37 protein-coding genes and 1 tRNA gene are annotated in these 25,550 nt (G+C 58.4%); 33 read left to right on the top strand and 5 right to left on the bottom strand.

Annotation, left to right across the window (positions count from 1 at the left end; genetic code table 11):
* Nucleotides 1-7 precede the first annotated feature (7 nt).
* The 5 genes from DESU86_RS03310 to DESU86_RS03290 all read right to left on the bottom strand — a co-directional run bounded on the left by DESU86_RS03310 (nucleotide 8) and on the right by DESU86_RS03290 (nucleotide 4,356).
* Complete coding sequence (locus tag DESU86_RS03310; RefSeq protein WP_179979742.1) at nucleotides 8-1,513, bottom strand: hypothetical protein; 1,506 nt, start codon at nucleotides 1,511-1,513, stop codon at nucleotides 8-10.
* Between the two features lie 138 nt (nucleotides 1,514-1,651).
* A tRNA-Thr gene (locus DESU86_RS03305) sits at nucleotides 1,652-1,727 on the bottom strand.
* A 70-nt stretch (nucleotides 1,728-1,797) separates the two neighbouring features.
* On the bottom strand, nucleotides 1,798-2,445 hold the full coding sequence (gene yjgA / locus DESU86_RS03300; RefSeq protein WP_179979741.1) for a ribosome biogenesis factor YjgA: 648 nt from the start codon (nucleotides 2,443-2,445) through the stop codon (nucleotides 1,798-1,800).
* 8 nt (nucleotides 2,446-2,453) lie between these two features.
* On the bottom strand, nucleotides 2,454-3,365 hold the full coding sequence (locus DESU86_RS03295; RefSeq protein ID WP_179979740.1) for a UbiA-like polyprenyltransferase: 912 nt from the start codon (nucleotides 3,363-3,365) through the stop codon (nucleotides 2,454-2,456).
* A 160-nt stretch (nucleotides 3,366-3,525) separates the two neighbouring features.
* Nucleotides 3,526-4,356, bottom strand: a complete 831-nt coding sequence (locus DESU86_RS03290; RefSeq protein WP_179979739.1) for a MogA/MoaB family molybdenum cofactor biosynthesis protein — start codon at nucleotides 4,354-4,356, stop codon at nucleotides 3,526-3,528.
* A 152-nt stretch (nucleotides 4,357-4,508) separates the two neighbouring features.
* Here DESU86_RS03290 and queF point away from each other — a divergent pair, with 152 nt between their 5' ends.
* The 33 genes from queF (at nucleotide 4,509) to rplQ (ending at nucleotide 25,414) form a co-directional block, all read left to right on the top strand.
* Nucleotides 4,509-5,009, top strand: coding sequence for a preQ(1) synthase (queF, locus tag DESU86_RS03285; RefSeq protein WP_179979738.1), 501 nt, complete (start codon nucleotides 4,509-4,511; stop codon nucleotides 5,007-5,009).
* Nucleotides 5,010-5,229: 220 nt separating this feature from the next.
* Nucleotides 5,230-7,035: a lipid II flippase MurJ gene (locus DESU86_RS03280; protein ID WP_179979737.1), complete on the top strand. Its 1,806-nt coding sequence runs from the start codon at nucleotides 5,230-5,232 to the stop codon at nucleotides 7,033-7,035.
* Nucleotides 7,036-7,068: 33 nt separating this feature from the next.
* Nucleotides 7,069-8,229, top strand: a complete 1,161-nt coding sequence (locus DESU86_RS03275; RefSeq protein ID WP_179979736.1) for a hypothetical protein — start codon at nucleotides 7,069-7,071, stop codon at nucleotides 8,227-8,229.
* Between the two features lie 148 nt (nucleotides 8,230-8,377).
* Nucleotides 8,378-9,859 carry a signal recognition particle-docking protein FtsY gene (gene ftsY / locus DESU86_RS03270; RefSeq protein ID WP_179979735.1) on the top strand — a complete coding sequence of 494 codons (1,482 nt, stop codon included), beginning with the start codon at nucleotides 8,378-8,380 and terminating at the stop codon, nucleotides 9,857-9,859.
* Nucleotides 9,860-10,729: 870 nt separating this feature from the next.
* Nucleotides 10,730-11,047 carry a 30S ribosomal protein S10 gene (rpsJ, locus tag DESU86_RS03265; RefSeq protein ID WP_022658146.1) on the top strand — a complete coding sequence of 106 codons (318 nt, stop codon included), beginning with the start codon at nucleotides 10,730-10,732 and terminating at the stop codon, nucleotides 11,045-11,047.
* A 12-nt stretch (nucleotides 11,048-11,059) separates the two neighbouring features.
* On the top strand, nucleotides 11,060-11,689 hold the full coding sequence (rplC, locus tag DESU86_RS03260) for a 50S ribosomal protein L3 (protein ID WP_179979734.1): 630 nt from the start codon (nucleotides 11,060-11,062) through the stop codon (nucleotides 11,687-11,689).
* 11 nt (nucleotides 11,690-11,700) lie between these two features.
* Nucleotides 11,701-12,333, top strand: a complete 633-nt coding sequence (gene rplD / locus DESU86_RS03255) for a 50S ribosomal protein L4 (RefSeq protein ID WP_179979733.1) — start codon at nucleotides 11,701-11,703, stop codon at nucleotides 12,331-12,333.
* Nucleotides 12,334-12,335: 2 nt separating this feature from the next.
* Nucleotides 12,336-12,626: a 50S ribosomal protein L23 gene (gene rplW, locus DESU86_RS03250; protein ID WP_179979732.1), complete on the top strand. Its 291-nt coding sequence runs from the start codon at nucleotides 12,336-12,338 to the stop codon at nucleotides 12,624-12,626.
* A gap of 2 nt (nucleotides 12,627-12,628) precedes the next feature.
* Nucleotides 12,629-13,477, top strand: a complete 849-nt coding sequence (rplB, locus tag DESU86_RS03245) for a 50S ribosomal protein L2 (protein ID WP_179979731.1) — start codon at nucleotides 12,629-12,631, stop codon at nucleotides 13,475-13,477.
* Between the two features lie 9 nt (nucleotides 13,478-13,486).
* On the top strand, nucleotides 13,487-13,771 hold the full coding sequence (rpsS, locus tag DESU86_RS03240; RefSeq protein WP_179979730.1) for a 30S ribosomal protein S19: 285 nt from the start codon (nucleotides 13,487-13,489) through the stop codon (nucleotides 13,769-13,771).
* Nucleotides 13,772-13,780: 9 nt separating this feature from the next.
* Nucleotides 13,781-14,119 carry a 50S ribosomal protein L22 gene (rplV, locus tag DESU86_RS03235; protein ID WP_179979729.1) on the top strand — a complete coding sequence of 113 codons (339 nt, stop codon included), beginning with the start codon at nucleotides 13,781-13,783 and terminating at the stop codon, nucleotides 14,117-14,119.
* 3 nt (nucleotides 14,120-14,122) lie between these two features.
* A complete protein-coding gene (gene rpsC, locus DESU86_RS03230) occupies nucleotides 14,123-14,764 on the top strand; it encodes a 30S ribosomal protein S3 (RefSeq protein WP_179979728.1) in 642 nt (213 codons plus the stop codon).
* Nucleotides 14,764-15,177 (top strand): 50S ribosomal protein L16, encoded by a 414-nt coding sequence (gene rplP, locus DESU86_RS03225; RefSeq protein ID WP_012624301.1) that lies wholly within the window; start codon nucleotides 14,764-14,766, stop codon nucleotides 15,175-15,177. The genes rpsC and rplP overlap by 1 nt, the downstream gene beginning before the upstream one ends.
* Nucleotides 15,178-15,408 (top strand): 50S ribosomal protein L29, encoded by a 231-nt coding sequence (gene rpmC, locus DESU86_RS03220; protein ID WP_179979727.1) that lies wholly within the window; start codon nucleotides 15,178-15,180, stop codon nucleotides 15,406-15,408.
* Nucleotide 15,409: 1 nt separating this feature from the next.
* Nucleotides 15,410-15,673, top strand: a complete 264-nt coding sequence (gene rpsQ / locus DESU86_RS03215; RefSeq protein ID WP_012624303.1) for a 30S ribosomal protein S17 — start codon at nucleotides 15,410-15,412, stop codon at nucleotides 15,671-15,673.
* Between the two features lie 9 nt (nucleotides 15,674-15,682).
* Nucleotides 15,683-16,051: a 50S ribosomal protein L14 gene (gene rplN, locus DESU86_RS03210; RefSeq protein ID WP_179979726.1), complete on the top strand. Its 369-nt coding sequence runs from the start codon at nucleotides 15,683-15,685 to the stop codon at nucleotides 16,049-16,051.
* Nucleotides 16,052-16,060: 9 nt separating this feature from the next.
* Nucleotides 16,061-16,393 (top strand): 50S ribosomal protein L24, encoded by a 333-nt coding sequence (gene rplX / locus DESU86_RS03205; protein WP_012624305.1) that lies wholly within the window; start codon nucleotides 16,061-16,063, stop codon nucleotides 16,391-16,393.
* A gap of 9 nt (nucleotides 16,394-16,402) precedes the next feature.
* On the top strand, nucleotides 16,403-16,942 hold the full coding sequence (gene rplE / locus DESU86_RS03200) for a 50S ribosomal protein L5 (RefSeq protein ID WP_179979725.1): 540 nt from the start codon (nucleotides 16,403-16,405) through the stop codon (nucleotides 16,940-16,942).
* A gap of 10 nt (nucleotides 16,943-16,952) precedes the next feature.
* Entirely contained in the window at nucleotides 16,953-17,138 is a 186-nt protein-coding gene (locus tag DESU86_RS03195; RefSeq protein WP_012624307.1) for a type Z 30S ribosomal protein S14, read from the top strand.
* Nucleotides 17,139-17,240: 102 nt separating this feature from the next.
* The gene (gene rpsH, locus DESU86_RS03190; protein WP_179979724.1) at nucleotides 17,241-17,621 is read left to right on the top strand and encodes a 30S ribosomal protein S8; all 381 of its coding nucleotides are present in this window, start codon (nucleotides 17,241-17,243) and stop codon (nucleotides 17,619-17,621) included.
* An 11-nt stretch (nucleotides 17,622-17,632) separates the two neighbouring features.
* Nucleotides 17,633-18,172, top strand: a complete 540-nt coding sequence (gene rplF / locus DESU86_RS03185; protein WP_179979723.1) for a 50S ribosomal protein L6 — start codon at nucleotides 17,633-17,635, stop codon at nucleotides 18,170-18,172.
* Nucleotides 18,173-18,182: 10 nt separating this feature from the next.
* Nucleotides 18,183-18,542 carry a 50S ribosomal protein L18 gene (rplR, locus tag DESU86_RS03180; RefSeq protein ID WP_179979722.1) on the top strand — a complete coding sequence of 120 codons (360 nt, stop codon included), beginning with the start codon at nucleotides 18,183-18,185 and terminating at the stop codon, nucleotides 18,540-18,542.
* Between the two features lies 1 nt (nucleotide 18,543).
* A complete protein-coding gene (gene rpsE, locus DESU86_RS03175; protein ID WP_179979721.1) occupies nucleotides 18,544-19,056 on the top strand; it encodes a 30S ribosomal protein S5 in 513 nt (170 codons plus the stop codon).
* A 2-nt stretch (nucleotides 19,057-19,058) separates the two neighbouring features.
* A complete protein-coding gene (rpmD, locus tag DESU86_RS03170) occupies nucleotides 19,059-19,235 on the top strand; it encodes a 50S ribosomal protein L30 (RefSeq protein ID WP_179979720.1) in 177 nt (58 codons plus the stop codon).
* Between the two features lie 19 nt (nucleotides 19,236-19,254).
* Nucleotides 19,255-19,716, top strand: coding sequence for a 50S ribosomal protein L15 (rplO, locus tag DESU86_RS03165; protein ID WP_179979719.1), 462 nt, complete (start codon nucleotides 19,255-19,257; stop codon nucleotides 19,714-19,716).
* A 228-nt stretch (nucleotides 19,717-19,944) separates the two neighbouring features.
* The gene (gene secY, locus DESU86_RS03160; protein ID WP_179979718.1) at nucleotides 19,945-21,258 is read left to right on the top strand and encodes a preprotein translocase subunit SecY; all 1,314 of its coding nucleotides are present in this window, start codon (nucleotides 19,945-19,947) and stop codon (nucleotides 21,256-21,258) included.
* Between the two features lie 20 nt (nucleotides 21,259-21,278).
* Entirely contained in the window at nucleotides 21,279-22,073 is a 795-nt protein-coding gene (gene map, locus DESU86_RS03155) for a type I methionyl aminopeptidase (RefSeq protein ID WP_179979717.1), read from the top strand.
* A gap of 139 nt (nucleotides 22,074-22,212) precedes the next feature.
* Nucleotides 22,213-22,326: a 50S ribosomal protein L36 gene (rpmJ, locus tag DESU86_RS03150; protein WP_005027799.1), complete on the top strand. Its 114-nt coding sequence runs from the start codon at nucleotides 22,213-22,215 to the stop codon at nucleotides 22,324-22,326.
* A 14-nt stretch (nucleotides 22,327-22,340) separates the two neighbouring features.
* On the top strand, nucleotides 22,341-22,709 hold the full coding sequence (gene rpsM / locus DESU86_RS03145; RefSeq protein WP_179979716.1) for a 30S ribosomal protein S13: 369 nt from the start codon (nucleotides 22,341-22,343) through the stop codon (nucleotides 22,707-22,709).
* A 124-nt stretch (nucleotides 22,710-22,833) separates the two neighbouring features.
* Nucleotides 22,834-23,223, top strand: coding sequence for a 30S ribosomal protein S11 (gene rpsK / locus DESU86_RS03140; protein WP_179979715.1), 390 nt, complete (start codon nucleotides 22,834-22,836; stop codon nucleotides 23,221-23,223).
* A gap of 45 nt (nucleotides 23,224-23,268) precedes the next feature.
* Nucleotides 23,269-23,895 carry a 30S ribosomal protein S4 gene (gene rpsD, locus DESU86_RS03135; protein ID WP_179979714.1) on the top strand — a complete coding sequence of 209 codons (627 nt, stop codon included), beginning with the start codon at nucleotides 23,269-23,271 and terminating at the stop codon, nucleotides 23,893-23,895.
* Nucleotides 23,896-23,907: 12 nt separating this feature from the next.
* On the top strand, nucleotides 23,908-24,951 hold the full coding sequence (locus DESU86_RS03130) for a DNA-directed RNA polymerase subunit alpha (protein ID WP_179979713.1): 1,044 nt from the start codon (nucleotides 23,908-23,910) through the stop codon (nucleotides 24,949-24,951).
* A complete protein-coding gene (gene rplQ, locus DESU86_RS03125; protein WP_179979712.1) occupies nucleotides 24,941-25,414 on the top strand; it encodes a 50S ribosomal protein L17 in 474 nt (157 codons plus the stop codon). Before DESU86_RS03130 ends, rplQ begins: the two co-directional genes overlap by 11 nt.
* The last annotated feature ends 136 nt before the right edge of the window (nucleotides 25,415-25,550 follow it).

Here is a 25,550-nt window from a genome sequence, read left to right as displayed (position 1 = left end):
AAGGATGTTATTCATCTTTGGATTTGTCATGGGAAAATTTTTCAACTTTATAATCATGAATTTCTTTTTTCTTCATAATGACTTTTATTCTATATTTAAAGCGTTCCCAAAATTTAGCAGCTGTATCACTGTCCTTTTTAAGAATTGTTTTTGAATACTCTTTATAGAAATGTGTCATGCTGAGGTTGTCGCGCACCCTGTGAAGTTCTGCTTCAATTATAGCACGGTCATCAGCGTTTTTGTTTATATCGTCAGAGGAAAGAAGTTTTTGCAAAATATTAATTTTATCATTAACGATAGATGTATTATTTGTTTTAATATTAGTTTTAGATTTAAATATAAACGGACATAAAGGATTTGTATAATAATTTTCAATATGATCGATGTTAAAACTATCTAAAAATAAATCAAATGATTTTTTTTGTAACAATAAAAATCTGTTAAAGTATTGCAGTGTGTCACGGTACTTCGCGACAACAAAATCATCATAGCATTCGAACACTGTCCTTCGTTTCTCTATAGAAAAAAGTTTCGTTTCAACTATGCCATGCGATGCCAAAAAAAGCAAAAAAATTCCACCAGCCATTCCAATTAATGTAGAAAAATTTTTAGGTAACGTTTTGTTGAGCTTAAGTATGCTGGGATCATGAGTGTCCAAAAGAGGACTGAACGATATACAAAAATCCATTGATAGGGGAAGTTCAATGATTTTATTTTTACAATTTTTACAGTAAAATAATGTTTTTTTTCCAGATAACATGGTGAGTTGTGCATACCTATCTGGACCATGCTCGGCAATTCGAACGGGAGGGGTAACGCAATCTCCCCCACTGACAACCGACATGCGTTCTCCCAGAGTGACGGGATTGTCTTTGCCAGTCAGGGAAAAAAGAATTCCATGATCATTTTTTTTATTTATACTCAAATATTTGAAAAAATTTTTAAATATATCTTCAAAGTCTTCATGCTCATCATCTCTTTTATAACAAATTGATATCGCTTCAAGGGGGGTATTAGCAATATTGTTCATTCTTTTATGAAAATTTTGATAGCAAACATTCATATCCCATAATGGAGATACCACGCCCTCACTATTAATTATTCCACAATCAACTTTTCCCTGAAAAAACAATTTGCAAATGAATAATTTGAAAAAAACTGCAAGAGCTGGGCTGTATTTAAGTTTTTTTGAAAAAATGGAAGACTCTTCAGCCTCATCAAGTTTTTTTGCAATTTTTTCTATTGCTTCGTCAAAAGTGTAGCACAAGTTTTTTCCTAGGGAGCTTGCGCGGCCAATTTGTTCTTTCAATTTCTCCCGTTTTTGCCCGTCGCTGGGCGAGGAATGGTCGCTGGATAGGACAATCCTGGCGCTAAAAGGTTCGCCCCTTTTTGTGTTTGATATTCCTTTTGGAGAGTTTCGCAGTTTAATTTGATTTGAAGCCGAAGGCTTAAAACGATGAAGATGTTTCCTTGTAATTTTTTTGAGCTTTGATTTTTTGCGGAGACTTTTCATGGCCGCCTCATTTTTGAGGTAATAGTACATATTCGTGTGTCACGACTCCAAACCGAAAAAAAGCGGGGCTATTGCGGGGCTAGAATCGTAACGATGAAAAAAGGCTTACGGATACTACCCGTAAGCCTCTGTAATTTCTGGAGCCCTTGAGCAGGATTGAACTGCTGACCTCATCCTTACCAAGGATGCACTCTACCGACTGAGCTACAAGGGCGTTGTAACGAAGAAAGCTTTTAGCGTATGCCTTCGCAAGCGTCAAGCATTTTTGCCGGAATGATGCAAAATTATCCCTGTTCCGGATGTACGGCGGCAGCGGCTTGCGCGGTCAGCAGGACGTGCAGCGCCCGAAAGAGCGCCCTGCGGGCATGGGGCGCGGCCTTGTCGTCAATTTCCTTGCGGGCCTCAAGCACAAGCTTGCGCAATTCCTCTGTGCCGAGGGGCTTTTTGCCCTTGGGACGCGGGGCGCGCTCTTCGTCCTGATCCGGCTGATCCGGGTCGAATTCGGGCGCGACGGGGCGAGGCAGGCTGTGCAGCAGGCCGTCCAGTTCAGCTTCCGGGGCGGCAAGCAGGCGTTCACGCCACTGTTCGGCCCTGTGCAGGGCCGCAGTGGCGGCCGCCGAGGTTTCCTTGCGCTGGTCAAGGGCGGCCCGGATGGGTTCCGCATCGGCCTCGCGCATGAGACGGCCGATGTACTGCATCTGGCGGCGGCGTCCTTCGTGATCGCGAAGGCGGGCATACAAGGCCAGGGCCTCGGCAAGGTCTGGCGGCAGATTCAGGGCCTGCACTTCCTGCGGTGCAAGATTGGCCAGTTCTTCGCCCAGGGCTTGCAGGGCGAGGCTTTCCCGCTTTTTTGCAGAGCGGCTGGGCTGTGAAAAATCCGCATCGCCGTTTTCGTCCTTGGCGTGCCATTGGTACTGTTTTTTACGTGGCATGAAATGTCCTACAGGTAAATGCCCAAGACCACGCCGATCAGCACCACGGGCGAGATGATGCCGTTCAGCGTGAAAAAGGCCGTGTTCACATGCCGCAGGTCCTGCGGCTTCATAAGCCTGTGCTCCACAAAGAGCATGGTGGTGATGCCAAGCCAGACGACATACCAGGGCCAGTGCAGACCGGCGGCAAAACCGGCCAGCAGCAGGAAGATGGACGTCATGGCGTGGGAAAAGGCCGCCAGCGCCAGCGCCGTTTCTGCGCCGCAGGTGGCGGGGATGGAATGCAGATCAAAGGCCATGTCAAAGTCCATGTCCTGAAACGCGTAGTAGATGTCAAAGGCGGCCACCCAGAAGGTGACGGCCAGAAACAGCAGCAGGGGGGGCAGGGTCAGGCTGTTGGGGCTTACGGAGAGCCAGCCTGCCAGCGGGGCCAGACCCAGAGTCGCGCCCAGCCAGAAATGGCACATGGGCGAAAAGCGTTTGAGTATGCTGTAGATGGCGGAAAAAATGAGCGCGGGAACCGACAGCCACAGGCAGACCTGATTGATGCAGCCGCAGGCCACCACAAAGATGATGGCCATGAAGGCGCAAAAAGCCCACGTCTGTTTGGTGGTGATGGCTCCGGTGACCAGGGGGCGGTTTTGCGTGCGCGGGTTGTCGCGGTCAAAGGGCAGGTCAACCAGGCGGTTGAAGGCCATGGCGAATGACCGTGCCGCCACCATGGCGATGGTCAGAAAAAAGAGGCTCCACAGCGGCGGCAGCCCACGGGCAGCCAGCACGGCCCCGGCCCAGGCGTAGGGCAGGGCAAAGACGGAATGCTCGATCTTGATCATGCGGCAGACGTCGGTAAACTTGCCGAAGGGCGCCGACAGGGCGTCCACAGACAGGGACACCCCGCCGAGGGGATTTTTGAAGCGCATGGTTTCTCCTTGAGGCGATTTCGTAAGCAGGGCGCGCAGTTCTGATGTCCGTTCCCGCCCGACTGCTGGCATATTGCCTGTGCGCGGCGCGGCCGCAGGATAAAACTGTCCCTGGGTTGACCGGCAACCCGCAAAAATGGATATGCTGTGTTGGCGTTGCCTAGCCGCCGCAGTCGTCCATGTCGCCCTGAAGCTTGTTCAGGGCGTGGGGCAGGGCGGGCAGCACGGCCGCCAGATTTTCAACAACCGCCTTGCGGCTGCCCGGCAGGTTGATGATGATGCTTTGCCCAAGTATTCCCGCTGCGGCGCGCGATATGATGGCGTGCGGCGTTTTGGCCATGCTCGCCGCAATCATGGCCTGGGTGAAGCCGGGCAGGCTGGCGTCAAGCAGGGCTTCCGTGACCTGGGGCGTGATGTCGCGCGGGGACAGGCCCGTGCCGCCGGTGGTGCAGATGATGTCATAGCCGTGGCTCAGGGCCAGTTCCGTGAGCAGGGCGCGCAACTGAACAGGCTCATCGGGCAGCACGAAACCCTGGCTGTGGCACAGGGGCATGGCTGCGGCCACGGCCTCGGCAATGGCGGGGCCGCTCAAGTCCTGGCGCATGCCGCGCGAACCCTTGTCCGAAAGGGTTACCCAGGCCAGACTGTGCCCGTCCTTGCGGGGGGTCAGTTCCAGCGGCCCTTCGGGCAGATCGGTAAGCGCCGTCAGCAGCAGGCAGTGCGCGGCATGGCGCATGGCGTCAAGGACGCAGGCCTGGGCCGCGCCGCCCTGGCAGACCGGCACGTCCAGCCATGCCCGCCCGGTCACTTTGAGCAGGGCTGTGCCGCAAGCGCCGCAAAGGGTGGTTCCTACCGCGAGCGTGGGCAGGGCCCACTGCTCCGGGGCCATGAGGCCATGGCCCGTCATGTGTCCGTCAAGGGGCGCGCCCGCAGGCAGAAGGGGCAGGACTTGCCCGCGCTGGCAGGCGTGTAGGTGCATCAGAATATTCATGCATGCTCCGGAAAATCCGCATGGCTGATATCGGATTCAAGTGTATAATAGAATATTGTAGCCGCAAGCGCGATGGGTTACAAGTCCCATACGCGCCCGCACCGTCTCGGTTTGGGATGGCGCGGGGCATCTTTTTCAAGGAGTTCATAGTCATGACCACTCGTAGCCAGGATCAGACCCAGGACCTGAAGGTACTTGGCACAGGCCGTCTTGCCACCCCGGAAGGGGGCCCGAGCGTGGCCCAGCTGGAGGCCTTTCCCAATTGTTTTCCGCAGCGTCCCTATGTCATCAGCATCAGCTTTCCCGAATTCACCTCGCTCTGTCCGGTGACGGGCCAGCCCGACTGCGGCACCATCACCGTTGAATACATCCCCGACGAGCTTTGCGTTGAGTCCAAAAGCTTCAAGCTCTATATGTTCGCCTTTCGCAACCATCAGTCCTTTATGGAAACCATCACCAACAACGTGCTGGATGACCTGCGCACTCTGCTGAACCCCTGCTGGTGCCGGGTCAAAGGCCTGTTCGCGCCACGCGGGGGAACGCGCATCCACGTGTTCGCCGAATCCTTCAAGGATATGCCCCAAGAGCAGAACGCCCTTGTGCGCGAGGTCGTTCGTTCCTGGAAATCCGAGCCGGACCCGCATCGGCCCTAGATGAACACTTAAGGGGGTCGCCATGCCCACTTCGGCGCGTTGCTCGCGGATTTAGTGCGCCTACGCCGTTACGCCGGGTCACTGTGGGGCTGTCAGGTCGGGTGACGGTCTGACGGCCCTCGCCGGGTTACGTCCGTAACAGACAATTTGGCAGATGCCTTGGCACGCTGCCACGGCGGCACTTGAAATGACGGTTCCAAACCCGGTTTGCAGGCCATCCATGCGCAGTCAGCAAGAAAATACGCCCAACTCCGGTCTGGCCCGCACTGCGGCCCTTCTGGGCGGTTTTGCGCTTTTTTCCCGTCTGCTGGGGCTTGCGCGCGACATGAGCATGGCCTGGCTTCTGGGCGGAGGCGCTGCCGCAGACGCCCTGGTGGCGGCCATGCGCCTGCCCCATGTGTTGCGACGGCTGCTGGGCGAAGGTTCCCTGTCCATGACGCTTACGGCCAGTCTGGTGCGTCTGCGTCAGGGCTACGGATTCCCCAACGGCCTGCGCCTTGACTCCTGCGACGGCGCTGCGGAAAAATCCGGCAACGGGGTTCTGCGGCTCTTGGCCCGCGCCCTATCGCTGCGCCTTGGCCTTATGCTTTTGCTGCTGACCCTGCTGGGTATGGCGGCCGCGCCCTGGCTGGCGCGAATGCTGGCTCCCGGTTTCAGCGGCCCGGAACTGGAGCGCACCGTGGTGCTGCTGCGCATCTGCCTGCCCTATGTGCTGGCGGCGGGCATGGCTGCGCTGGGCATGGCCCTTCTGCACAGCATGGGCGTATTCTGGCTGCCCGCCCTGTCTCCGGCTTTGTTCAACCTGGTCATGCTGCTTGCCGCCGTGGCGGCGGCATTGGGGTTTTGTCCGCCAGCCGAGGCGCTGGCGGTGGGCATGCTTTGCGGTGGTTTGGCGCAGTGGCTGGCGCAGTGGCTGGCGGTGCGCCGCCTTTTGCCAAAGCATGCGACCCGCGCGCATGCCGCGGCTGCCAGTGAGAGCCGCGCGGGCGCGCAGCCTGCCGCGAGTACTGCGGATGCCCGTGCGGATCGTGAAATCACGGCTGGCGCATGGCGCTGCCTGGCCCTGCTGCCCGGCGGGGTTCTTGGGGCAGCCGCGCCGCAGCTGGCCATGCTGGCCGCCATGACGCTGGCTTCGGGACTGGGTCAGGGACAGGTGGCCGCCCTGTACTATGCCGAACGGCTGCTTGAACTGCCTCTTGGGCTCGTGGGCGTCTGTCTTGGCATGGCCAGTCTGCCGACCCTGAGCCGACTGGCGGCGGAAAAGGATTTTACCCAGTTCGCGGCGCAGCTTTCCACGGCCCTGCGTCTGACCGTCATGCTCAGCTTGCCAGCTGCCGCCGGATTGTGGGCAGTGGGGCCGCAACTGGTCACGGGCCTGCTGGGGCACGGCGCTTTTGACAGTCAGGCCGCCAGGGACACGGGCCTTGCCCTGCTGGCGTATGTGCCCGGCCTGCCCGCCTTTGCCTGCAACCGTTCGCTGCTGGCGGCCTGCAACGCCCTTGGGCTTGTGCGCCGCACGGCTATGAGCGCCTTGTGGGCTGTGGGCGGCACATTGGCCGCCGGGCTTGCTCTGACCCGCGTTCTCGGGCCGCAGCACAGCGGCATGGCTCCGGCGCTGGCCGTGAGTCTTGGCCTCTGGTTGCAGTGCGGTCTGCTGCTGCTCCTTTTGCAAAGGGCATTGCCAAACGGGCCAGACGGGCCATGCGGGAATGACGGGCCAGACGGAAATGACGGCGACCGGATGCGGCCTGCAGCGTCCAAACGCTTTTGTGCGCCGCCCTGGCTGCCCGGCTGGAAGGATATGTGGCGGCATGTGCTGGCCGGGGGCCTTACCGGTCTTGCGGCCGGGGGGCTTGTGCGTTTAGCGGAACCCCTGGGGCTGTGGCCCTCGCTCTGTCTGGCCATTACGGGCGGCGTACTGGCCTGGATGCTGTGCCTGGGGATTTTGCGCGATCCTGATCTGGCCCTTCTGGCAGGCCGCTTGCGCAAGAAGGCGCGCACCCCTATAGTTGGTGGCAACGCCTGAGAAGGCGCGCAATCCGTTTTTTGTGGGAAAAGTATGTCACAGCGTGCAAAAATTGCGTCTGGCCGCATCTTGCTGGCCATTTGGTGCGCCGGTCTGCTGGCTCTGTTGTTGCCTGCCCTGTGGACGGTACGCGCAGAGCGTGAAGCCGCCCGGGAGCGTCTTGCCGTCGAGGCGCGCAACACGGCCGTGCAACTTTCGGCCCTGCTGGCCGTTCCCGCATGGGATGTGGACGAACTGGCGGCGCGCACCATTGTCATGGCCGCCATGGAAGACGAGAGCATCTACGCCGTCAAGGTACAGACGCCGCAAGGCATGCTGGAGGGCCAGCGCCGCAATTACCAGTGGGAGCCTGTGCCCTGGGATGACGAAATTGATGAAGAGGCCGTGTCGGGCCTGAGTCCGCTGCGCGTGGAAGGTCGGCCCGTGGGCACTGTGGAGGTCTATGTTTCGCCGCGCGTAAGTCAGGAGGGCGCTGCCCTCACGGCCCGGCGCGAAACATGGCGCTTTGCGCTGAGTTTTTTGTGCTGGACGGCGGCCCTGGCCTTTTTGTGGCGGACGTGCTTGCAGCGCGACGCAACTGGCGAGGGCGGCGTGCAGGGTTCTCCCCGGCGCGAGCCGAAGGACGTTCTTTCCGATGGCGCTCTTCCCGATGACGCCCCTCCTGCGGACGCTTCCTCAGATGCCATCCCTCCCGAGGACGCCCCTCCCGACGGCGCACCTGCTGTGGCTGCCACCGGGGCAGAGGCTTTGCCCGAAGCCGCCGCGCCCGGTGAACAGGTTCAGGCCGAGCGTGTCAGCCCGTGCCGTGAGGATGGAGCAGATGCGCCCGGCGCGGAGTCCAGCGAACCCCTGAGCGCGCCCCTGGGGGCGGGTGAGGTTGTGAGCCCCGCGCTGGGACTGGCCTTTGTGCGTCGGCATGATCACGCCTGGCAGGTGACCGCCGGACTGTTCCGGCACAGCTTCGCCCAGGGGCCGGAGCTTATGGGCCGCCTGTACGCGGCTGGCGACGTCGCGGCGCTGTGCCGCCTTGGAGATTTGCTGGAACGGGCCGCTCCCTGCCTTGGAGCCGAGCGTCTGGCCGCAGCGGCCAGGGATATGCAGACGGCCTTGCACTGTCCCGACAGGGAACGCGCGACGCTGGCGGTCGAGGAGTGCGTTCTGGCTCTGGAGGCCGTGCTGGACGCCCTGCGCTGAAGGCTGGAATTGCCCGGACGGTTTTTTGTTGCTGTCTGGCGCAAAAGGCCGTGCTTGAGATTTTGGAATGCGTATTTTACGGGGCAACACGCTCCGGATGCCGCCTCTGCGCACAAGTCTGCGCGGGCACGAGCCATAAGGAGAGGGAATGGGATTTTTTTCAGCCATCAAAAAAATGTTCGGCTCCGAATCCTCTGCGGAGCAGGAATCGCAGATTCAGCAAGAGGATGGTTCTTCTGCCCTAAAGGAAGGTAAGGCCCCTGGCCAGCCGGAAACGCCGCCGCAAAAAGCGTCTGAAACTGAAAGTCCTGAAGCTGCGCCCCATCAGGGGGAGACCGCCGCTGCCGAATCTGCTTCCCCGGCAGGGGTAGACGCGGCACCTTCCGTCTCCGTTCCGGTCACTGCCGCCGCAAGTCCTGCGGAAGAAGCGCTGACGCTGCGCCTGCGCGAGGCGGAGCCGCGCCTTTCTGTCTGGCTTGGCATTGTTCTGGAAGGCGTTGATGCAACGGGCGATCTTTTGTGGCAGCGCCTTGCTTTTCTGCTTGGCGCGCTGGAAGCGCCGCCGCAGGAAGCACAGGACTTTGTTGACGATTTTCGCGCCTGGACGCAGCGCATGGAGTATCGCCAGGTTGAGGAATTCCGCTCGGAACTGCAGTACCGCCTGGCTCTGGCCCTTGACCTGGAAGACGAGGAAGACGAGCGCAACCGTCTGTTCATCAAGATAACCGAAGGTCTGGCCCGCACGCGCGATCAACTGGCGCGCGGTCTGGATTCGCTGTTTTCAAGCCACGGCGAGCTTGACGACGCCTTCTGGGAAGAGCTTGAAGAACTGTTTATCATGGCCGACCTCGGCTATGAACCGTCGCTGGAACTGGTGGAGCGCCTCAAGGAACGGGCCCGCAAGGAAAAAGTCACCCAGGCGTCGGGCATGCGCGCCCTGCTCATGGCCGAGGTGGAAGAGATATTTCGTGCGCCGCGCCGCATTGCCGCCGTCAATCCCCCTGAAGTTGTGCTCATGATCGGCGTCAACGGCGTGGGCAAAACCACGACCATCGCCAAACTGGCTCACCGCGCGCGCATGCAGGGCAAAAAGGTCATGATCGCCGCCGCCGACACCTTCCGCGCCGCCGCCATTGAGCAGCTGCAGGTCTGGGCCGGACGCGTGGGCGCGCTCTTTCATGCCAAGTCCCCGGGGTCGGACCCGGCCTCGGTGGCGTACGAGGCCATGGACAGGGCGGTGAAGGAAGGCGTGGACGTCCTTTTTGTGGATACGGCCGGCCGCCTGCAAACCAAGGTCAATCTTATGGAAGAACTGACCAAGATCCGTCAGGTGCTGGGCAAAAAGCATCCTGGAGCGCCCCACCGCAGCATCTTGGTCATTGACGCGACCACGGGCCAGAACGCCCTGTCGCAGACCAAACTGTTCAAGGAAGCTGCAGGGGTGGACGAACTCATCATTACCAAGCTGGACGGCACGGCCAAGGGCGGCGTCGCCATTGCCGTGGCCATGCAGCACCACCTGCCCATAACCTTTGTGGGATTGGGCGAAAAGCTCGAAGACTTGCGCCCCTTCAATGGCGAGGATTACGCGCGTGCCCTGCTGGGGCACAAAGACGACGGGGCGGTCTGATCCCGTGGCGAATTTTGGAAAAACTTTGTGGGGGAGGGACCCTTTTGCAAAAGGGTCTCCTCCCCCACGCCCCCACCCCCTAAAACTCTTCACCCCTAGAACTCTTATGGTGTGCTGCTGTGGCGCAAGGTTTTTTGTGAGCTTCACGGGGACGGCAGAGCGTGTACCCTTTGAATAGGGTACACGCTCTGTCGTTGAGGCCAAAAAAAATCACAGGGGAAAATTGCACGCGCGCCGCTACCTGCTGATTTACTTGCCGCCAAATGACATTCTGACGACGCACTGCAAAAAATACTGTAAAAAGCCTTGACGCGGCGGCCCGGGTTGGCTAAAATATCCCTTGCCCATTGGGACAGGTGTCTTCAATGGGTATTCCCTGGACGGCAGGGAAGGGCAGATTGAGTCTGCCCTGCTGTACCTGGAAGGGTTCCAAGCGAATCCGACAGGTTTTGACATGTGCAGGCGTTACCAGATGCCGGACAATGTCGAGCCGTTCCAGCCCATCGACGGATCCCACCGCTGCCCCGGAGGCGCGCGTGACCCGGGGCTGTAAGGTAGGGGGGAGAATTCCCCTCATTTGGTGACCCTGCGGGACCGCCTTGCCACCTTTCTTGGTGGCCTGGCCTGGGCGACGCCGGGGAGTATCATGCGGATGATGCTGGCGCGTTCAGGCGTCCAAAAATCTTCCGAATATCCTGAATCTCAGGCATGATACGCGCATTAGCGCAGCCCCTTACGTTGCTCCGTTCCGTCCCATTCCAGGGTGAGGTCGGCCTTCGGGCCATGCTTCATGGCCCGCGAATGCTGTGAAGAAGCCTGCGTAGCCGGTGGTCGGCACGCGGGATGTTTATGCAAACGGAGTAGGCAACAATGACGACAGTTAGCAGCGATCGCATTCGGATCAAGCTCAAAGCCTACGATTACCGCATTCTGGATAAAGCCGTTGCGGAAATCGTGGATACGGCGCGCAATACGGGTGCCGGTGTGGCGGGGCCCATTCCTCTGCCCACCAACATTCACAAGTATACCGTGCAGCGTTCCGTGCATGTGGACAAGAAGTCCCGTGAGCAGTTTGAGATGCGTATTCACAAGCGGCTTATGGATATTCTGGAACCCACCCAGCAGACCGTCGACGCGCTGGGCAAGCTTTCCTTGCCCGCCGGTGTGGACGTGGAAATCAAGCTCTAGCGAGAGGCAGTCATGGCTGAGAAAATGGGAATTTTGGGTCGCAAACTCGGTATGACCCGCATATTTGACGGCAACGGCGCCGCTGTGCCCGTTACGGTGATTGAGGCAGGACCTTGCCCGGTCACCCAGGTCAAGACCGCGTCCAGCGACGGCTACAACGCCGTGCAGATCGCGCTGACCGCCGCTAAGGAAAAACACGTGGGCAAGGCCATGCAGGGTCATTTTGCCAAGGCTGGCAAAGGGCTCTTCCGCCACCTGCGTGAAATCCGCCTTTCGGCTGCTCCCGATCAGGAGCTCGGCCAGGAACTTACCGTTGAAATGTTCGCCGCCGGCGACACCGTCAAGGTGACCGGCAAGAGCGTTGGTAAGGGGTACCAGGGCCGTATGCGCCGCTGGAACTTTGCTGGCTCCAAGGATACGCACGGCTGCGAAAAGGTGCACCGCAACAACGGCTCCATCGGTAACAACACCTTCCCCGGCCGCGTGTTCAAGGGCCGGAAGATGGCTGGCCACTGGGGCAATGAAACCGTTACGGAAATGGGCCTGACCATTGTTGACGTCCGTCCTGAGGACAACGTCATTCTGGTCAAAGGTTCCGTGCCCGGCCCCAAGAACGGGCTGGTACTGATCCGCAAGCAGTAGAGGAAGCAGCAATGGCTACCGTGAAAGTATTTGATCAGAACAAGCAGGAAAGCGGTGAAGTTACGCTGGCTTCCGATGTGTTCGAAATCGAGGTGAGGCCCGAAATCCTCAATCTCGTGGCGCGCGCCCAAATGGCGGCGAAACGCGCTGGAACGCACAATGCCAAGACCCGCGCCTTTGTTTCCGGCGGCGGCGTCAAGCCCTGGAAGCAGAAGGGCACCGGTCGCGCACGCGCCGGTTCCAACCGTTCGCCCATCTGGCGCGGCGGCGCCATCATTTTTGGACCCAGCCCCCGCGACTACAGCTTCAAGGTTAACAGCAAGGTTCGCGCCCTGGCCCTCAAGATGGCTCTGTCCAGCCGCTTGGCCGCTGAAACACTGATGGTGGTCAAGGGCATTGAACTGCCCGAGGCCAAAACCAAACATTTTGCCAAGGTGGCCAACACCCTGGGCCTCAACAAGGCCCTCATCGTGGCGCACGAGGAAAGCGTTGAACTGACCCGGTCGGTTCGCAATATCCCCGGTCTCACGCTGACCACGGTGGACCGCCTGAGCGTGCTTGAAATCCTGAAGCACAAGCAGCTTGTGCTGCTTGAAGGCGCTGTGGAATCCGTTCAGGCGCGTTTCGCGAAGAAGGGAGCGTAGTTATGGAAATTACTTCTGTTCTGCTCAAGCCCCTGCTGACCGAAAAGACGACCCTGATTAAGGACGAAGCGCAGCAGGTGGCCTTTATGGTCCACACCCAGGCCAACAAGCTTGAAATCAAGCAGGCTGTGGAAAAGGCTTTTGACGTTAAAGTGGAAGCGGTCAACGTGGTTCGCCGCGCGCCCCTGAACAGGGAGCGCCAGGGCCGTGTGGTTGGTCGCAAGGCTGGCTGGAAAAAAGCGTATGTGACGCTGCGCCAGGGCGATAAAATCGAGTTCTTCGAGGGAGTATAAGCATGGCTGTCCGCAAGCTGAAACCGACTTCCGCTGGGCGTCGTTTCCAGACGGTTTCCGATTTTGAGGAAATCACCCGGACGCGCCCTGAGAAGTCCCTTACTGTCGGTCTGACCAAGAAGGCCGGCCGCAATAACTTGGGCCGAGTCACCAGCCGCCGTCGTGGCGGTGGCGTGAAGCGTCTGTACCGCATCATTGACTTCAAGCGCGATAAAACCGGCATTGAAGCCCGTGTTGCTCACATTGAGTATGATCCCAACCGCTCCGCCCGCATCGCCCTTCTGCACTACACAGATGGCGAAAAGCGGTACATTCTGGCTCCCGTGGGCCTGAAGCAGGGCGATGTGGTCATGTCCGGCGTCAACGAGCGCAACGGCGTGGTGGCCGACATCATCCCCGGCAATGCCCTGCCCATGCAGCGCATCCCCGTGGGTACCGTCATCCACAACATCGAACTGTACCCCGGCAAGGGCGGACAGCTCTGCCGCGCCGCGGGCACCTACGCGCAGCTCGTCGCCAAGGAAGGCAAGCACGCTCTGCTGCGCCTGCCCTCCGGCGAAGTCCGCAAGGTTCTCGTGGCCTGCGTGGCCACTGTGGGCCAGGTGGGCAACGTGCACCATGAAAGCATCTCGCTGGGCAAGGCTGGCCGTAACCGCTGGCTCGGTCGCCGTCCCAAGGTCCGTGGCGTGGCCATGAACCCCATCGACCATCCCCTGGGCGGTGGCGAAGGCAGAAGCTCCGGTGGCCGTCATCCTGTGTCGCCCTGGGGCATGCCCGCCAAGGGTTTCAAGACCCGCGACAAGAAGAAGGCCTCTTCAAGGCTTATTGTTAAACGCCGCGGCCAGAAGTAGGAGTAGCTCATGCCGAGATCATTGAAAAAAGGGCCGTTTGTTGACGGTCATTTGATGAAGAAGGTCGACACCGCCGTGGCCAACAGCGATAGGCGCGTGGTCAAGACCTGGTCGCGCCGCTCGACCATCCTGCCCGAAATGGTGGGACTGACCTTTGCGGTGCATAATGGCAAAAAGTTCGTGCCGGTGTTCGTCACCGAAAACATGGTTGGTCACAAGCTGGGCGAATTCTCGCCCACCCGTACCTACCATGGGCATGCCGCCGACAAAAAGGCTAAGGCCGGCAGGAAGTAGGGTAGCGATATGGAATCTAAAGCTATTGCGAAATTCCAGCGCGTTTCGCCGCGCAAGACCCGTCTTGTCGCCAAAAACGTGCAGGGCCTTGGAGTGGAGGAGGCAATGAACCTTCTGCGCTTTACGCCCAATAAGCCCGCTGGGGTTATTTACGGTGTGCTCAAAAGCGCGCTGGCGAATGCCTCTCAGTTGGGCGGCGTTGATGTGGACGCCATGGTGGTGAAGGAAGTCGTGGTCAACGAAGGCCCCACCTGGAAGCGCTTCATGCCCCGTGCCCAGGGCCGGGCGACCAAGATTCACAAGCGCACGAGCCACGTCACCGTTATACTCGCAGAAGGGCAGGAATAGGCTATGGGTCAGAAAGTACATCCGTTCGGGTTCCGGCTTGGGTATAACAAGAACTGGCTGTCCCGTTGGTTCAGCAAGAAAGATTACCCCGCCTTTGTCTATGAAGACAGCAAGATCCGCGCGTTCGTGAAAAAGCTCCTGTATCATGCAGGCGTTTCCAAGATTGAAATCGAACGTGCTGGCGGCAAGGTACGGCTTATCCTGTCCACTGCCCGCCCCGGTATTGTCATCGGTCGCAAGGGTGTGGAAATCGAAAAGCTGCGCAACGACCTTCGTCAGAAGTTCGGCCGTGAGTTTTCGCTTGAAGTAAATGAAATCCGCCGTCCCGAAGTGGACGCCCAACTTGTGGCCGAAAACGTGGCACAGCAGCTGGAGCGCCGTGTGGCTTTCCGCCGCGCCATGAAGCGCACCGTGTCCATGGCGCGTAAATTCGGCGGCGAAGGCATCAAGGTGACGTGTTCCGGCCGTCTGGCCGGTGCTGAAATCGCCCGTACCGAATGGTACCGCGATGGCCGGGTGCCCTTGCAGACCCTGCGCGCCGACATTGACTACGGTTTTGCTGAAGCGCGCACCACCTACGGCATCATTGGCGTCAAGGTGTGGATATACAAGGGTGAAATCCTTGACAAAGAGGTTGATCAGTAATGCTTGCGCCTAAAAAAGTAAAATTCCGCAAATGGCAGAAGGGCCGCCTCCGCGGCCTGGCCACACGCGGTGCGACCGTTGCCTTTGGCGACATTGGTTTGAAGGCCGTGCAGCACGGACAGCTTACCAGCCAGCAGATTGAAGCTGCGCGTATCGCCATGATGCGCCACATCAAGCGCGGTGGTAAGGTTTGGATCCGCGTGTTCCCCGACCGCCCTGTGACCGCCAAGCCCCTTGAAACCCGTCAGGGTTCCGGTAAGGGCGCCCCGGTGGGCTGGTGCGCTCCGGTGAAACCCGGCCGCGTGCTGTATGAAATCAAGGGCGTCAGCCTTGACCTTGCCCGCGAAGCGCTCACCCGCGCCGCGCACAAGCTGCCCGTCAAGACCGTCATCGTGGTGAGGGAGGGCATCTAAATGGCTGCCAAGAAAAAAATTGAAAAGAGCGTCCGGCCCGCTGCCGCCGATCTTCGCGCCATGAGCGTCGAAGAACTGCGCGGCAAGCTGGTCGAGCAGCGCCAGGAACTGATGTCCGCCCGCTTCAAGCACGCCGCTGCGCAGCTTGAAAAGACTTCCGAGCTGAAGGCCATGCGCAAGCATGTGGCGCGCATCGAGACTGTACTGAACGAAAAGGAACAGAGGGCCTAAAATGCAAGCTCTGGAAGATCGTAAGGGCAGGACGCTGACCGGCATTGTGGTGAGCGACAAGAACGACAAGACCATTGTCGTGCGCGTTGAGACCCTGGTCAAGCACCCTCTGCTCAAGAAGTATGTGAGGCGCCGCAAGAAGTTCACGGCTCATGATCCCATGAACGAATGCGGTATGGGCGATAAGGTCAAGATTGTGGAGTTCCGTCCGCTTTCGCGCAACAAGCGCTGGCATCTGGTCTCCATCATTGAAAAAGCCGTGTAGGGTAGGACCATGATCCAGGTAGAATCCACGCTTCAGGTCGCCGACAATTCCGGCGCCAAAAAGGTTGCCTGCATCAAGGTGCTGGGCGGTTCACACCGCCGCTACGCCTCGGTCGGCGACATTGTAGTGGTTTCCATTAAGGAAGCCATACCACATAGCAAAGTGAAGAAGGGCGACGTGATGAAGGCTGTTATCGTGCGCACCGCCAAAGAAGTGCGTCGCATGGACGGCAGCTATATCAAGTTCGACGGCAATGCCGCTGTGCTGCTTTCCAGCCAGGGCGAGCCGCTTGGCACCCGCATCTTCGGCCCCGTGGCCCGTGAGCTGCGCGCCATGAACTTTATGAAAATTATTTCGCTGGCCCCGGAAGTGCTGTAGGAGACCGTCATGAAAATGTATCGTATCCGCAAGGACGACAAGGTGATGGTAATCGCCGGCAAAGACGCGGGCAAAATCGGCAAGGTGCTCAAGATCCTGCGTAAGAAGGATCGCGTGCTGGTGGAAAAGACCAACATGGTCAAGCGCCATATGCGCCCCAACCCCTATGCTCAGCAGCCCGGTGGTATCGTGGAGAAGGAAATGCCCATCCACGTGTCCAACGTCATGGTTGTCTGCTCCGCTTGTGGCAAAGCCACCCGCGTGGGTTACAAGACCATCGAGTCTGAGGGCAAGGAAAAGAAAGTGCGCTTCTGCAAAAAGTGCAACGAAGTCATGGAATAAGGTGATACGATGACACGCCTTGAAAAGATATATAGAGAGAAGGTGGTTCCGGTAATGCAGAAGGAGTTTAGCTACTCCTCTTCCATGCAACTTCCCGGGATTGAAAAGATCTCTCTGAACATCGGCCTTGGCGCCGCCAGCCAGAACAATAAGCTGATGGAAGAGGCCGTGGCTGAACTTTCAGCCATTGCCGGCCAGAAGGCCGTGGTGACTCGCGCCAAAAAATCCATCGCTGCGTTCAAGCTGCGCGAAGGCATGCCCATCGGCGCCCGCGTTACCCTGCGCAAGGAACGCATGTGGGACTTTCTTGACAAGCTCATGAACTTCGCACTGCCCCGTGTGCGCGACTTTCGCGGCATTCCTGACCGTGGGTTCGATGGACGCGGCAACTTCACCCTGGGTATCAAGGAACACACCATCTTCCCCGAACTTGAGGTGGATCGTGTGGAAAATCCCAAGGGTATGAACATCACCATTGTCACCACGGCGTCCACGGACAAGGAAGGCAAGTTCCTTCTTGACCAGCTTGGCATGCCGTTCCGCAAGTAGGAGTTAAGCTATGTCCCGTACTTCTTTGGAAGTAAAGGCTAAGCGCAAGCCCAAATTCAGCGCTCGCGCTTACAATCGCTGCCCGCTTTGCGGCCGGCCCCGGGCTTTTCTGCGTCAGTTCGGCATCTGCCGTATCTGCTTCCGCAATATGGCCCTTCGTGGCGAGCTGCCCGGCGTACGCAAGTCGAGCTGGTAAATTTCCGGGCGCGCAAGCGCCCGGATGGCGCGTTTTTGCGCGCCTGCGGGAAGTGGCGGCATTGGGCCGTCAACCCCGCGTTCAAACTCTCAGGAGCTTTCGATGTTGACAGATCCCATTGCGGATATGCTGACCCGTATCCGCAACGCACATTTGGCCCTGCACAAGGAAGTGAATGTGCCGCGCTCGAAGATGAAGGAAGCGTTAGCCGCCATCCTCAAGCAGGAAGGTTACGTCGAAGACGTGACCGTGGCCGACAGTAACATTACCATCACTTTGAAGTACCTGAAGGGCAAGGCCGTCATCAGCGGCCTCAAGCGCATCAGTACGCCCGGTCGCCGGGTGTATGTGGGCGCTCACAAGATCCCCCGTGTACAGAACGGCCTCGGTATCTGCATTTTGTCCACGTCCAGCGGTGTGCTGGACGGTATGACTGCCCATGACAAGAAGGTGGGCGGCGAACTTCTGTGTGAAATCTGGTAGGCGGTGCGAGCATGTCCAGAATAGGTAAACTGCCCATTCCCGTTCCCAATGGCGTTGAAGTCAAGATCGGAGCGGATGTTGTGGAAGTGAAAGGCCCCAAGGGCTCGCTGAGCACCCCTGTCTGCTCCCTGCTCACTTACGAACAGGCCGATGGCCACGTGATCTTGAGCCGCATTGAAGATGACCGCGTTACCCGCGCCCAGCACGGCTTGCGCCGTACCCTGCTTTCCAACTGCATCGACGGCGTCACCAAGGGCTTTTCCAAGGCTCTGGAAGTCATCGGCGTTGGTTACCGCGTGGCGGTGAAAGGCACCATCATCGAGCTTCAGGTGGGCTACTCCCATCCTGTGCTCGTGGAACTGCCCGAAGGCCTCAAGGCTGCTGTGGAAGGCCAGGTGCTGACCATCAGCGGCATTGACAAGGAACTGGTGGGCGAAATGGCCGCCAGGATCCGCCGCATCCGCAAGCCTGAACCCTACAAGGGCAAGGGCATCAAGTACACGACCGAGACTATCCGCCGTAAGGTCGGCAAGTCCGGCGGCAAGAAGTAGGGGGCGCGTCATGAATTACAGCAAGAATGAATCGCGGCAGCGCCGCAAGGTCCGCATTCGCAAAAAGATCAGCGGTACCGCCGAGCGCCCGCGTCTGGTTATTTACAGGTCCAACCTGCATGTCTATGCCCAGATCGTTGACGATCTGGACGGCGCCACCCTGGTGGCCACCTCCACGCTTTCGCTCGCCAAGAACGAAGCTGGTATGCACTGCAACAAGAGCGGCGCAGAAAAGGTGGGCATGGAGATTGCCCGCATGGCCAAGGAGAAGAATATCAGCAAGGTGGTATTCGATCGCAACGGGTATCTTTATCACGGTCGCGTCAAAGCCGTAGCCGATGGCGCCCGCGAAGGCGGCCTGGAGTTCTAATATGCGTCAGGAAAATACCGAAACTCAGCAGAACGAGTTGGGCGAAATCGAAAAGATCGTTTCCCTCAACCGCGTGGCAAAAGTGGTTAAGGGTGGCCGTCGCTTCAGCTTCAGCGCCCTTGTGGTGGTAGGCGACGGCAAGGGCGGCGTGGGCTTCGGCCTCGGCAAAGCCCAGGAAGTGCCCGAAGCCCTGCGCAAGGCGACCGAACGCGCTCGCAAGAACCGTGTACAGGTTGCCCTTGTGGACGGCACGCTGCCCTATGAAATTCTGGGCCGCTTCGGCGCCGGACGTGTCATGCTCAAGCCCGCCTCCGAAGGTACCGGCATCATCGCCGGTGGCGCTGTGCGCGCCATTATGGAAGCTGCCGGCGTGCGCGACGTGCTTGCCAAGGCCATTGGCACCAACAACCCGCACAACGTGCTTCGCGCCACCATGCAGGGTCTTGTCGCCCTGCGCAGCGCCGACGATGTTTCGGTTCTGCGCGGCAAAAAGCTCGAAGCTCCGAGGAAGTAGTCATGGCAGAAATCAAGGTTAAACTCGTGCGCTCGCGCATCGGCACCACGCCCGCGCAACGCAGGCTGCTGGACTCCCTTGGCCTCAAGCGCCGCGAGATGGTCAAGACGTTCAAGGACACCCCGGCCATCCGGGGCATCATCGCCAAAGTTCCGCATATGGTGACCGTTATCGAATAACGGTCGGAGGACATATACCATGCAACTGCACAATCTCTTTCCTTTTCCGGAAGAGCGCAAGACCCGCCGTCGCGTGGGCCGTGGCTCTGGTTCCGGTCTGGGTTGCACGGCGGGCAAAGGCCACAAAGGCCAGAATGCCCGTGCCGGTGGCGGTGTGGCCCCTGGCTTCGAAGGCGGCCAGATGCCCCTGCAACGCCGTCTGCCCAAGCACGGCTTCAAGAATGCCCCTTTTAAGGTTACCTACAGCGTGATCAATCTTGACCGCCTGCTGGAAGCCTTTGAAGGCAAAAACGACATCACGCTTGACGACATCTACGCCCGCGGCCTGGCCCGCATGGGCTCTCCCGTGAAGATTCTTTCGCGCGGTGAAGTCAAGGGCGCTTTCAAGGTCGAGGCTCACAAGTTCAGCCAGGGCGCTGCGGAAAAAATCCGCACTGCTGGCGGCGAAGTGAGCGAGCTTGAAGCGGCTCCTGCGGAATAACTGTTGACGTCAAACCGGCCGGTTTCATGACCGGCCGGTTTGTTCCGCAGCTGGCGAAAGCCGTGCGGAAAGGCGAAAACCCTTGTGTCCGGCCGAGCGTCGGGCCTGCGGTTTTCAGGGTCGTGACCCTGTCAATGCCTGGCATCTGCCTCATTGCTTCCCTTTTGGGGAAGGCAGTGGGGCTATGCACATACTGCGCTACTGGCGCACAAACGCAAAGAGTCTTACATGGCAGTAGGAACGGCAAATACTATGGCGGGGCAGCCTTCGCTGGTTAAGCGGCTTGGCTGGACCTTCCTGATTTTGTGCTGCTACCGTATCGGTGTGCATGTGCCCATTCCGGGTGTGGACGCCGCCGCTCTGGCATCTTTTTTCAAAAGCATGCAGGGGACGCTGTTCAGCCTTTTTGACATGTTCTCCGGCGGCGGACTGTCCAACGTTTCCGTCTTTGCCCTGGGCGTCATGCCGTATATCTCGGGCAGCATCATCATGCAGCTGCTCCAGGTCATCAGTCCTGACGTGAAGCGCATGGCCAAGGAAGAAGGGCAGGCCGGGCGGCGCAAGCTCACCCAGTACACCCGCTACCTTACCGTGCTCATCGCTCTGGTGCAGGGACTCGGGATCGCCGTGGGCCTTGAGAACATGACGAGCCCTGCGGGAACGTCCATCGTGCTCAATCCCGGCTGGCAGTTCCGCATGGTCACCATGGCCACCTTTACCGCTGGTTCGGTACTGGTCATGTGGCTGGGCGAACAGATCACCGAACGCGGCATCGGCAACGGCATATCGCTTATCATTTTCTGCGGCATCGTGGTCGGCATTCCGCGCGGCCTCATTCAGTCCGTGGCGTTGATCCAGGCTGGCGACATGAGCATATTCATGGCTGCCGTCATTCTGGTTTTCATGGCCGCAGTGCTTGTGGCCATCGTCTTTGTCGAAAGGGCGCAACGGCGCATACCCATCAGCTACGCCAAGCGTCAGGTGGGCCGCAAGATGTACGGTGGGCAGAACTCCCACCTGCCTTTGCGTCTTAACACCGCTGGCGTCATTCCCCCCATCTTCGCTTCTTCGCTCCTGCTGTTTCCGGCCACCATCGGCCAGTTTTCCAGCAACGAATACGTGAAGCATGCGGCGGAACTGTTCTCGCCCCACGGTGTAGCCTACAATGTGCTGTACGTGGGCCTCATGTTCTTCTTCTGCTACTTCTACACGGCCATTATTTTTGATCCCAAGGATATGGCCGAGAATCTCAAGAAGAACGGCGGGTTCATCCCTGGCATACGCCCTGGCGACAAGACGCAGGAGTATGTTGATACGGTGCTTACACGGCTGACCCTTTCGGGGGCCACCTACATTTCATTGGTCTGCCTTCTGCCCATGCTGCTCATCAGCAACTTCAACGTGCCGTTCTTTTTTGGCGGCACAAGCCTGCTGATCCTCGTGGGTGTGGCCATGGACTTTATGAATCAGGTGGAGTCGCACATGATCTCCAGCCAGTACCAGGGTCTTATGGCCAAGGCGCGCAAAAGCGGCCGGCTGTAAAACAACGGGTGATTGGTAGTATGAAAAAATACCAGGGCGCGTACATCAAGAACGAGCGTGAAATAGGCTGCCTGCGCGAAGCCAACCGTATGGTCGCCAACGTTCTTGATGCAGTGGGCGACATGGTGGCCCCAGGCCTTCCAACCATGCGTCTTGAAGAGTTGGCGCGCGATATGTGTGCTGATTACAAGGTCAAACCGGCCTTTTTGGGCTACTGCGGCTATCCTTTTGCACTGTGCTGCTCGGTCAACGAACAGGTGGTGCACGGTTTTCCCTCCACGCGGCTGCTTGAGGAAGGGGACATCGTCAGTGTGGATATGGGCGTGGTCTTTGAAGGCTTTGTGGGTGACGCCGCACGCACCTTCCCTGTGGGAAAGGTGAGCGACGAAGCCCGCAGGCTCATGCGAATTACCGAGGAAAGCCTCTACGTTGGCATTGAGCAGGCACGGGCAGGCAATGATGTGTACAGCATCGGCGCGGCCGTGCAGGATTATGTGGAAGCAGCCGGTTTCGGCGTGGTCCGGCGTTTTGTGGGACACGGCGTTGGCGCCAAGATGCATGAAAAGCCCGAAGTGCCCAACTTCAGGCCCGGCATGCGCGGTCTGACATTGCAAAACGGTATGGTCATAGCCATAGAACCTATGGTGACCATGGGCACGTATGAGGTTGACATCCTTGACGACCAGTGGACTGCGGTGACGCGCGACGGCCAGTGGGCCGCACACTTTGAACACAGTGTGGCCATAACGCCGTCCGGACCGCAAATCCTCAGCATCTCGGATCGCGGACTCAACCGGCACACCATTGAAGGTTGACAGAACAGATAAAGCCGGATAAAGACTTTCGTTCACGCCCTATTTTTTTTGAGGGCGTCGGTCGAGCCGTTTGTGCGGTTAATGGCCGGTTGCCGGAGACTTTATCTGTCAAAGCAAAGGCTCTTATTGGAGAAATGGAATGAAAGTAAGACCTTCCGTCAAGAAAATATGCCCCAAGTGTAAGGTTATCCGGCGCAAGGGAGTGCTTCGAGTTATCTGCGAAAACCCCCGGCACAAACAGCGTCAGGGCTAGGCAGGAGACATATTGTGGCGAGAATAGCAGGTGTTGATTTGCCGCGAGGCAAGCGGGTGGACGTAGCGCTCACCTATATTTATGGCATTGGCCGTACCACGGCCATGAAAATTCTGGACACCACCGGAGTCAACTGGGAGCGTAGTATCGACGACCTCTCCGCTGACGAAGTGAACGAGATCCGTAAGGAACTCGAACAGCACTACAAGGTGGAAGGCGATCTTCGCCGTGACGTGTCCGGTAATATTAAACGTCTTATGGACATTGGTTGCTATCGCGGCCTTCGTCACCGTCGCGGGCTGCCCGTGCACGGCCAGCGCACACACACCAACGCGCGTACCCGTAAGGGACCCCGTCGCGGTGCGGTAGGCAAGAAGAAGTAGGCGTGCGGGCTGCGCTTGTCGCAGTTTGTAAAGCGGACGCAGCATTCGTGCTGCCGTGAGGACGAACGGATTTTCCGCCGCGCGCGGAGCATAAATCTGACAAGCTCCATCCAGAGGGATTGATATGGCCAGACCCAAAAAAGCGGTCAAGAAAAAGGAAAAGAAAAACGTGCCGGTGGGCATAGCCCACATCCAGGCTTCGTTTAACAATACCATTATTACTTTTACGGATACGCGCGGAAACGCCGTTTCCTGGGCTTCTTCGGGCCAGAGCGGCTTCAAGGGCTCACGCAAGTCCACGCCTTTCGCGGCCCAGGTGGCTGCCGAAACGGCCGCCCGCAAGGCGCAGGACAACGGCATGCGTACTGTAGGCATCTATGTGAAAGGCCCCGGCTCCGGCCGTGAAGCTGCCATGCGCGCCATTTCGGCCGCAGGCATGAAGGTCGCCTTTATTCGTGATGTCACGCCCATTCCGCACAATGGCTGCCGGCCGCCCAAGCGCCGCCGCGTCTAGACCGGCCCTGCTCCGGCAGAGCCAGTAACGTAAGAGGATTAATACATGGCCAAATATACTGAAGCCAAGTGCCGCATGTGTCGCCGCGAGGGCTGCAAGCTCTTTTTGAAGGGCGACCGCTGCTTCACTGACAAATGCGCCTACGATCGCCGCCCCTACGCTCCCGGCCAGCACGGCCGTGCCCGCAAGAAGGTGAGCGAATACGCAGTGCAGCTGCGTGAAAAGCAGAAGACGCGCCGCATTTACGGTATCCTGGAACGCCAGTTCCACGGATACTTTGTGAAAGCCGATATGCAGAAGGGTGTTACAGGCACCAACCTGCTCGTCATTCTTGAACGTCGTCTGGATAACGTGGTTTTCCGTCTCGGGTTCGCCAACTCGCGCAACCAGGCTCGCCAGCTTGTGCGTCACGGCGTGTTTACCCTCAACGGCCGCAAGGTGGACATCCCCTCCTTGCAGGTTCGTGTGGGCGACAGCATTGAAGTGCCCGAACAGAACCGCAAAATTCCCGTGCTTGCAGAAGCGCAGGAAGTGATTGCCCGCCGTGGCTGCCCCGCCTGGCTTGAAGCCGATGGTGCTGCCTTCAAGGGCACTGTCAAGGCCATGCCGCAGCGTGACGACATCCAGTTCCCCGTCAACGAGCAGCTCATCGTCGAACTTTACTCGAAATAACCGGGGGTTCGCATGCTTATTAAACAGGGCGAACGCCTTATCAATGCGCGCAACTGGTCCGAGCTTGTCAAGCCTGACCAGATTATGCGCGAAGAAGAGACCGCCAGCGGCACACACGGCAAGTTTGTCTGTGAACCTCTGGAAAGGGGCTACGGAACCACCATTGGCAACGCCATGCGTCGCGTTCTTCTGGCCTCCCTTCAGGGCTCTGCCTTTGTGTCGGTGAAAATCATCGGCGTGCAGCACGAGTTCACCAGCATCCACGGTGTGCTGGAAGACATCACTGATGTCATCCTCAACATCAAGCAGGTGCGTTTGCGCATGGACACTGAAGAGCCCCAGCGCCTGACCCTTCGCGTTGAACGCAAGGGACCGGTCACTGCTGCCGATATCGTGCCCAACCAGCACGTAGAAGTACTCAACCCTGATTTGCACATCGCGACCCTCACCGAGGACGTGGTGCTGGAGATGGAGTTTGAGGCCCGCATGGGCAAGGGCTATGTGCCCGCCGACATGCATGAGGGTCTGGCCGATGAAATCGGCCTCATCAAGCTGGATTCCAGCTTTTCCCCTGTCCGCAAAGTTGCGTACACGGTGGAACAGGCCCGCGTGGGCCAGATGACAAACTATGACCGCCTCCTGCTGGAAGTGTGGACTGACGGCTCGCTTACGCCCGAAGACGCCATTGCATACAGCGCCAAGATCATCAAGGATCAGATATCCGTTTTCATCAACTTTGATGAACGTGTGTCCGGCGATATGCGCAACGGCGGGAACGAAAGCGGCGAAGTGAATGAACTCCTGTTCAAAAGCATCGACGATCTTGAGCTTTCGGTACGCGCCACCAACTGCCTGCGCAGCGCCAATATAGCGCTTGTGGGCGAACTGGTGCAGCGCACTGAAGCTGAAATGCTCAAGACCAAGAATTTCGGCCGCAAATCGCTGGACGAAATCAAGAGTGTGCTGTTGAGCATGGGATTCGACTTCGGCATCAAGGTCGACTCTTTCGAAAAGAAATATCAGGAATGGAAAAGGAAGCAGCAAAATGAGGCATAGCAATTCCGGCAGGAAACTTTCGCGTACTCCTGCGCACCGTAAGGCGTTGTTGCACAATCTCGCCAAGGCGCTGCTGATCCACGGCAAAATCTGCACCACGGAAATCAAGGCCAAGGAACTTCGCCGCGTTGTGGAGCCCCTGATTACCCTTGCCAAGCGCAATGACCTGCACGCCCGCCGTCAGGCCTACCGTGTGCTCAATGATCATGCCCTGGTCAAGCGTCTGTTTGATGAAATCGGCCCTGTTTTCGCTGGCGTGCCTGGCGGATACACCCGTATCCTCAAGCTGGCCATGCCCCGCAAGGGCGACAACGCCCCCATGGCTTTTATTGAACTGACCCACAGCGCCGAAACTGTTGCAACGGAAGCCCCCAAGGCTGCCGAAGAAGCGCCGGTCAAGCCCAAGCGCAAGCCCAAGGCTGAAGAAGCTGGAACTGTCACGGAAAAGGCCGAAGCCAACTAGGCAATGTCTTTTCAACGACGCAGAATATATTGAAAAGGGGCGCTCAGCGCCCCTTTTCATTTTATGGCTTTACCAAAGCGCGTGCGCGTGCTTCAGTTAAGACAGTTTCTCGTATGCACGGCGAAAATTGTCAAAG

It is taken from the genome of Desulfovibrio sp. 86, from assembly GCF_902702915.1.
Lineage (GTDB): Bacteria > Desulfobacterota > Desulfovibrionia > Desulfovibrionales > Desulfovibrionaceae > Desulfovibrio.
Note: the sequence above shows the minus strand (reverse complement) of the source record. Positions and strands in the feature narration are given on the sequence as shown.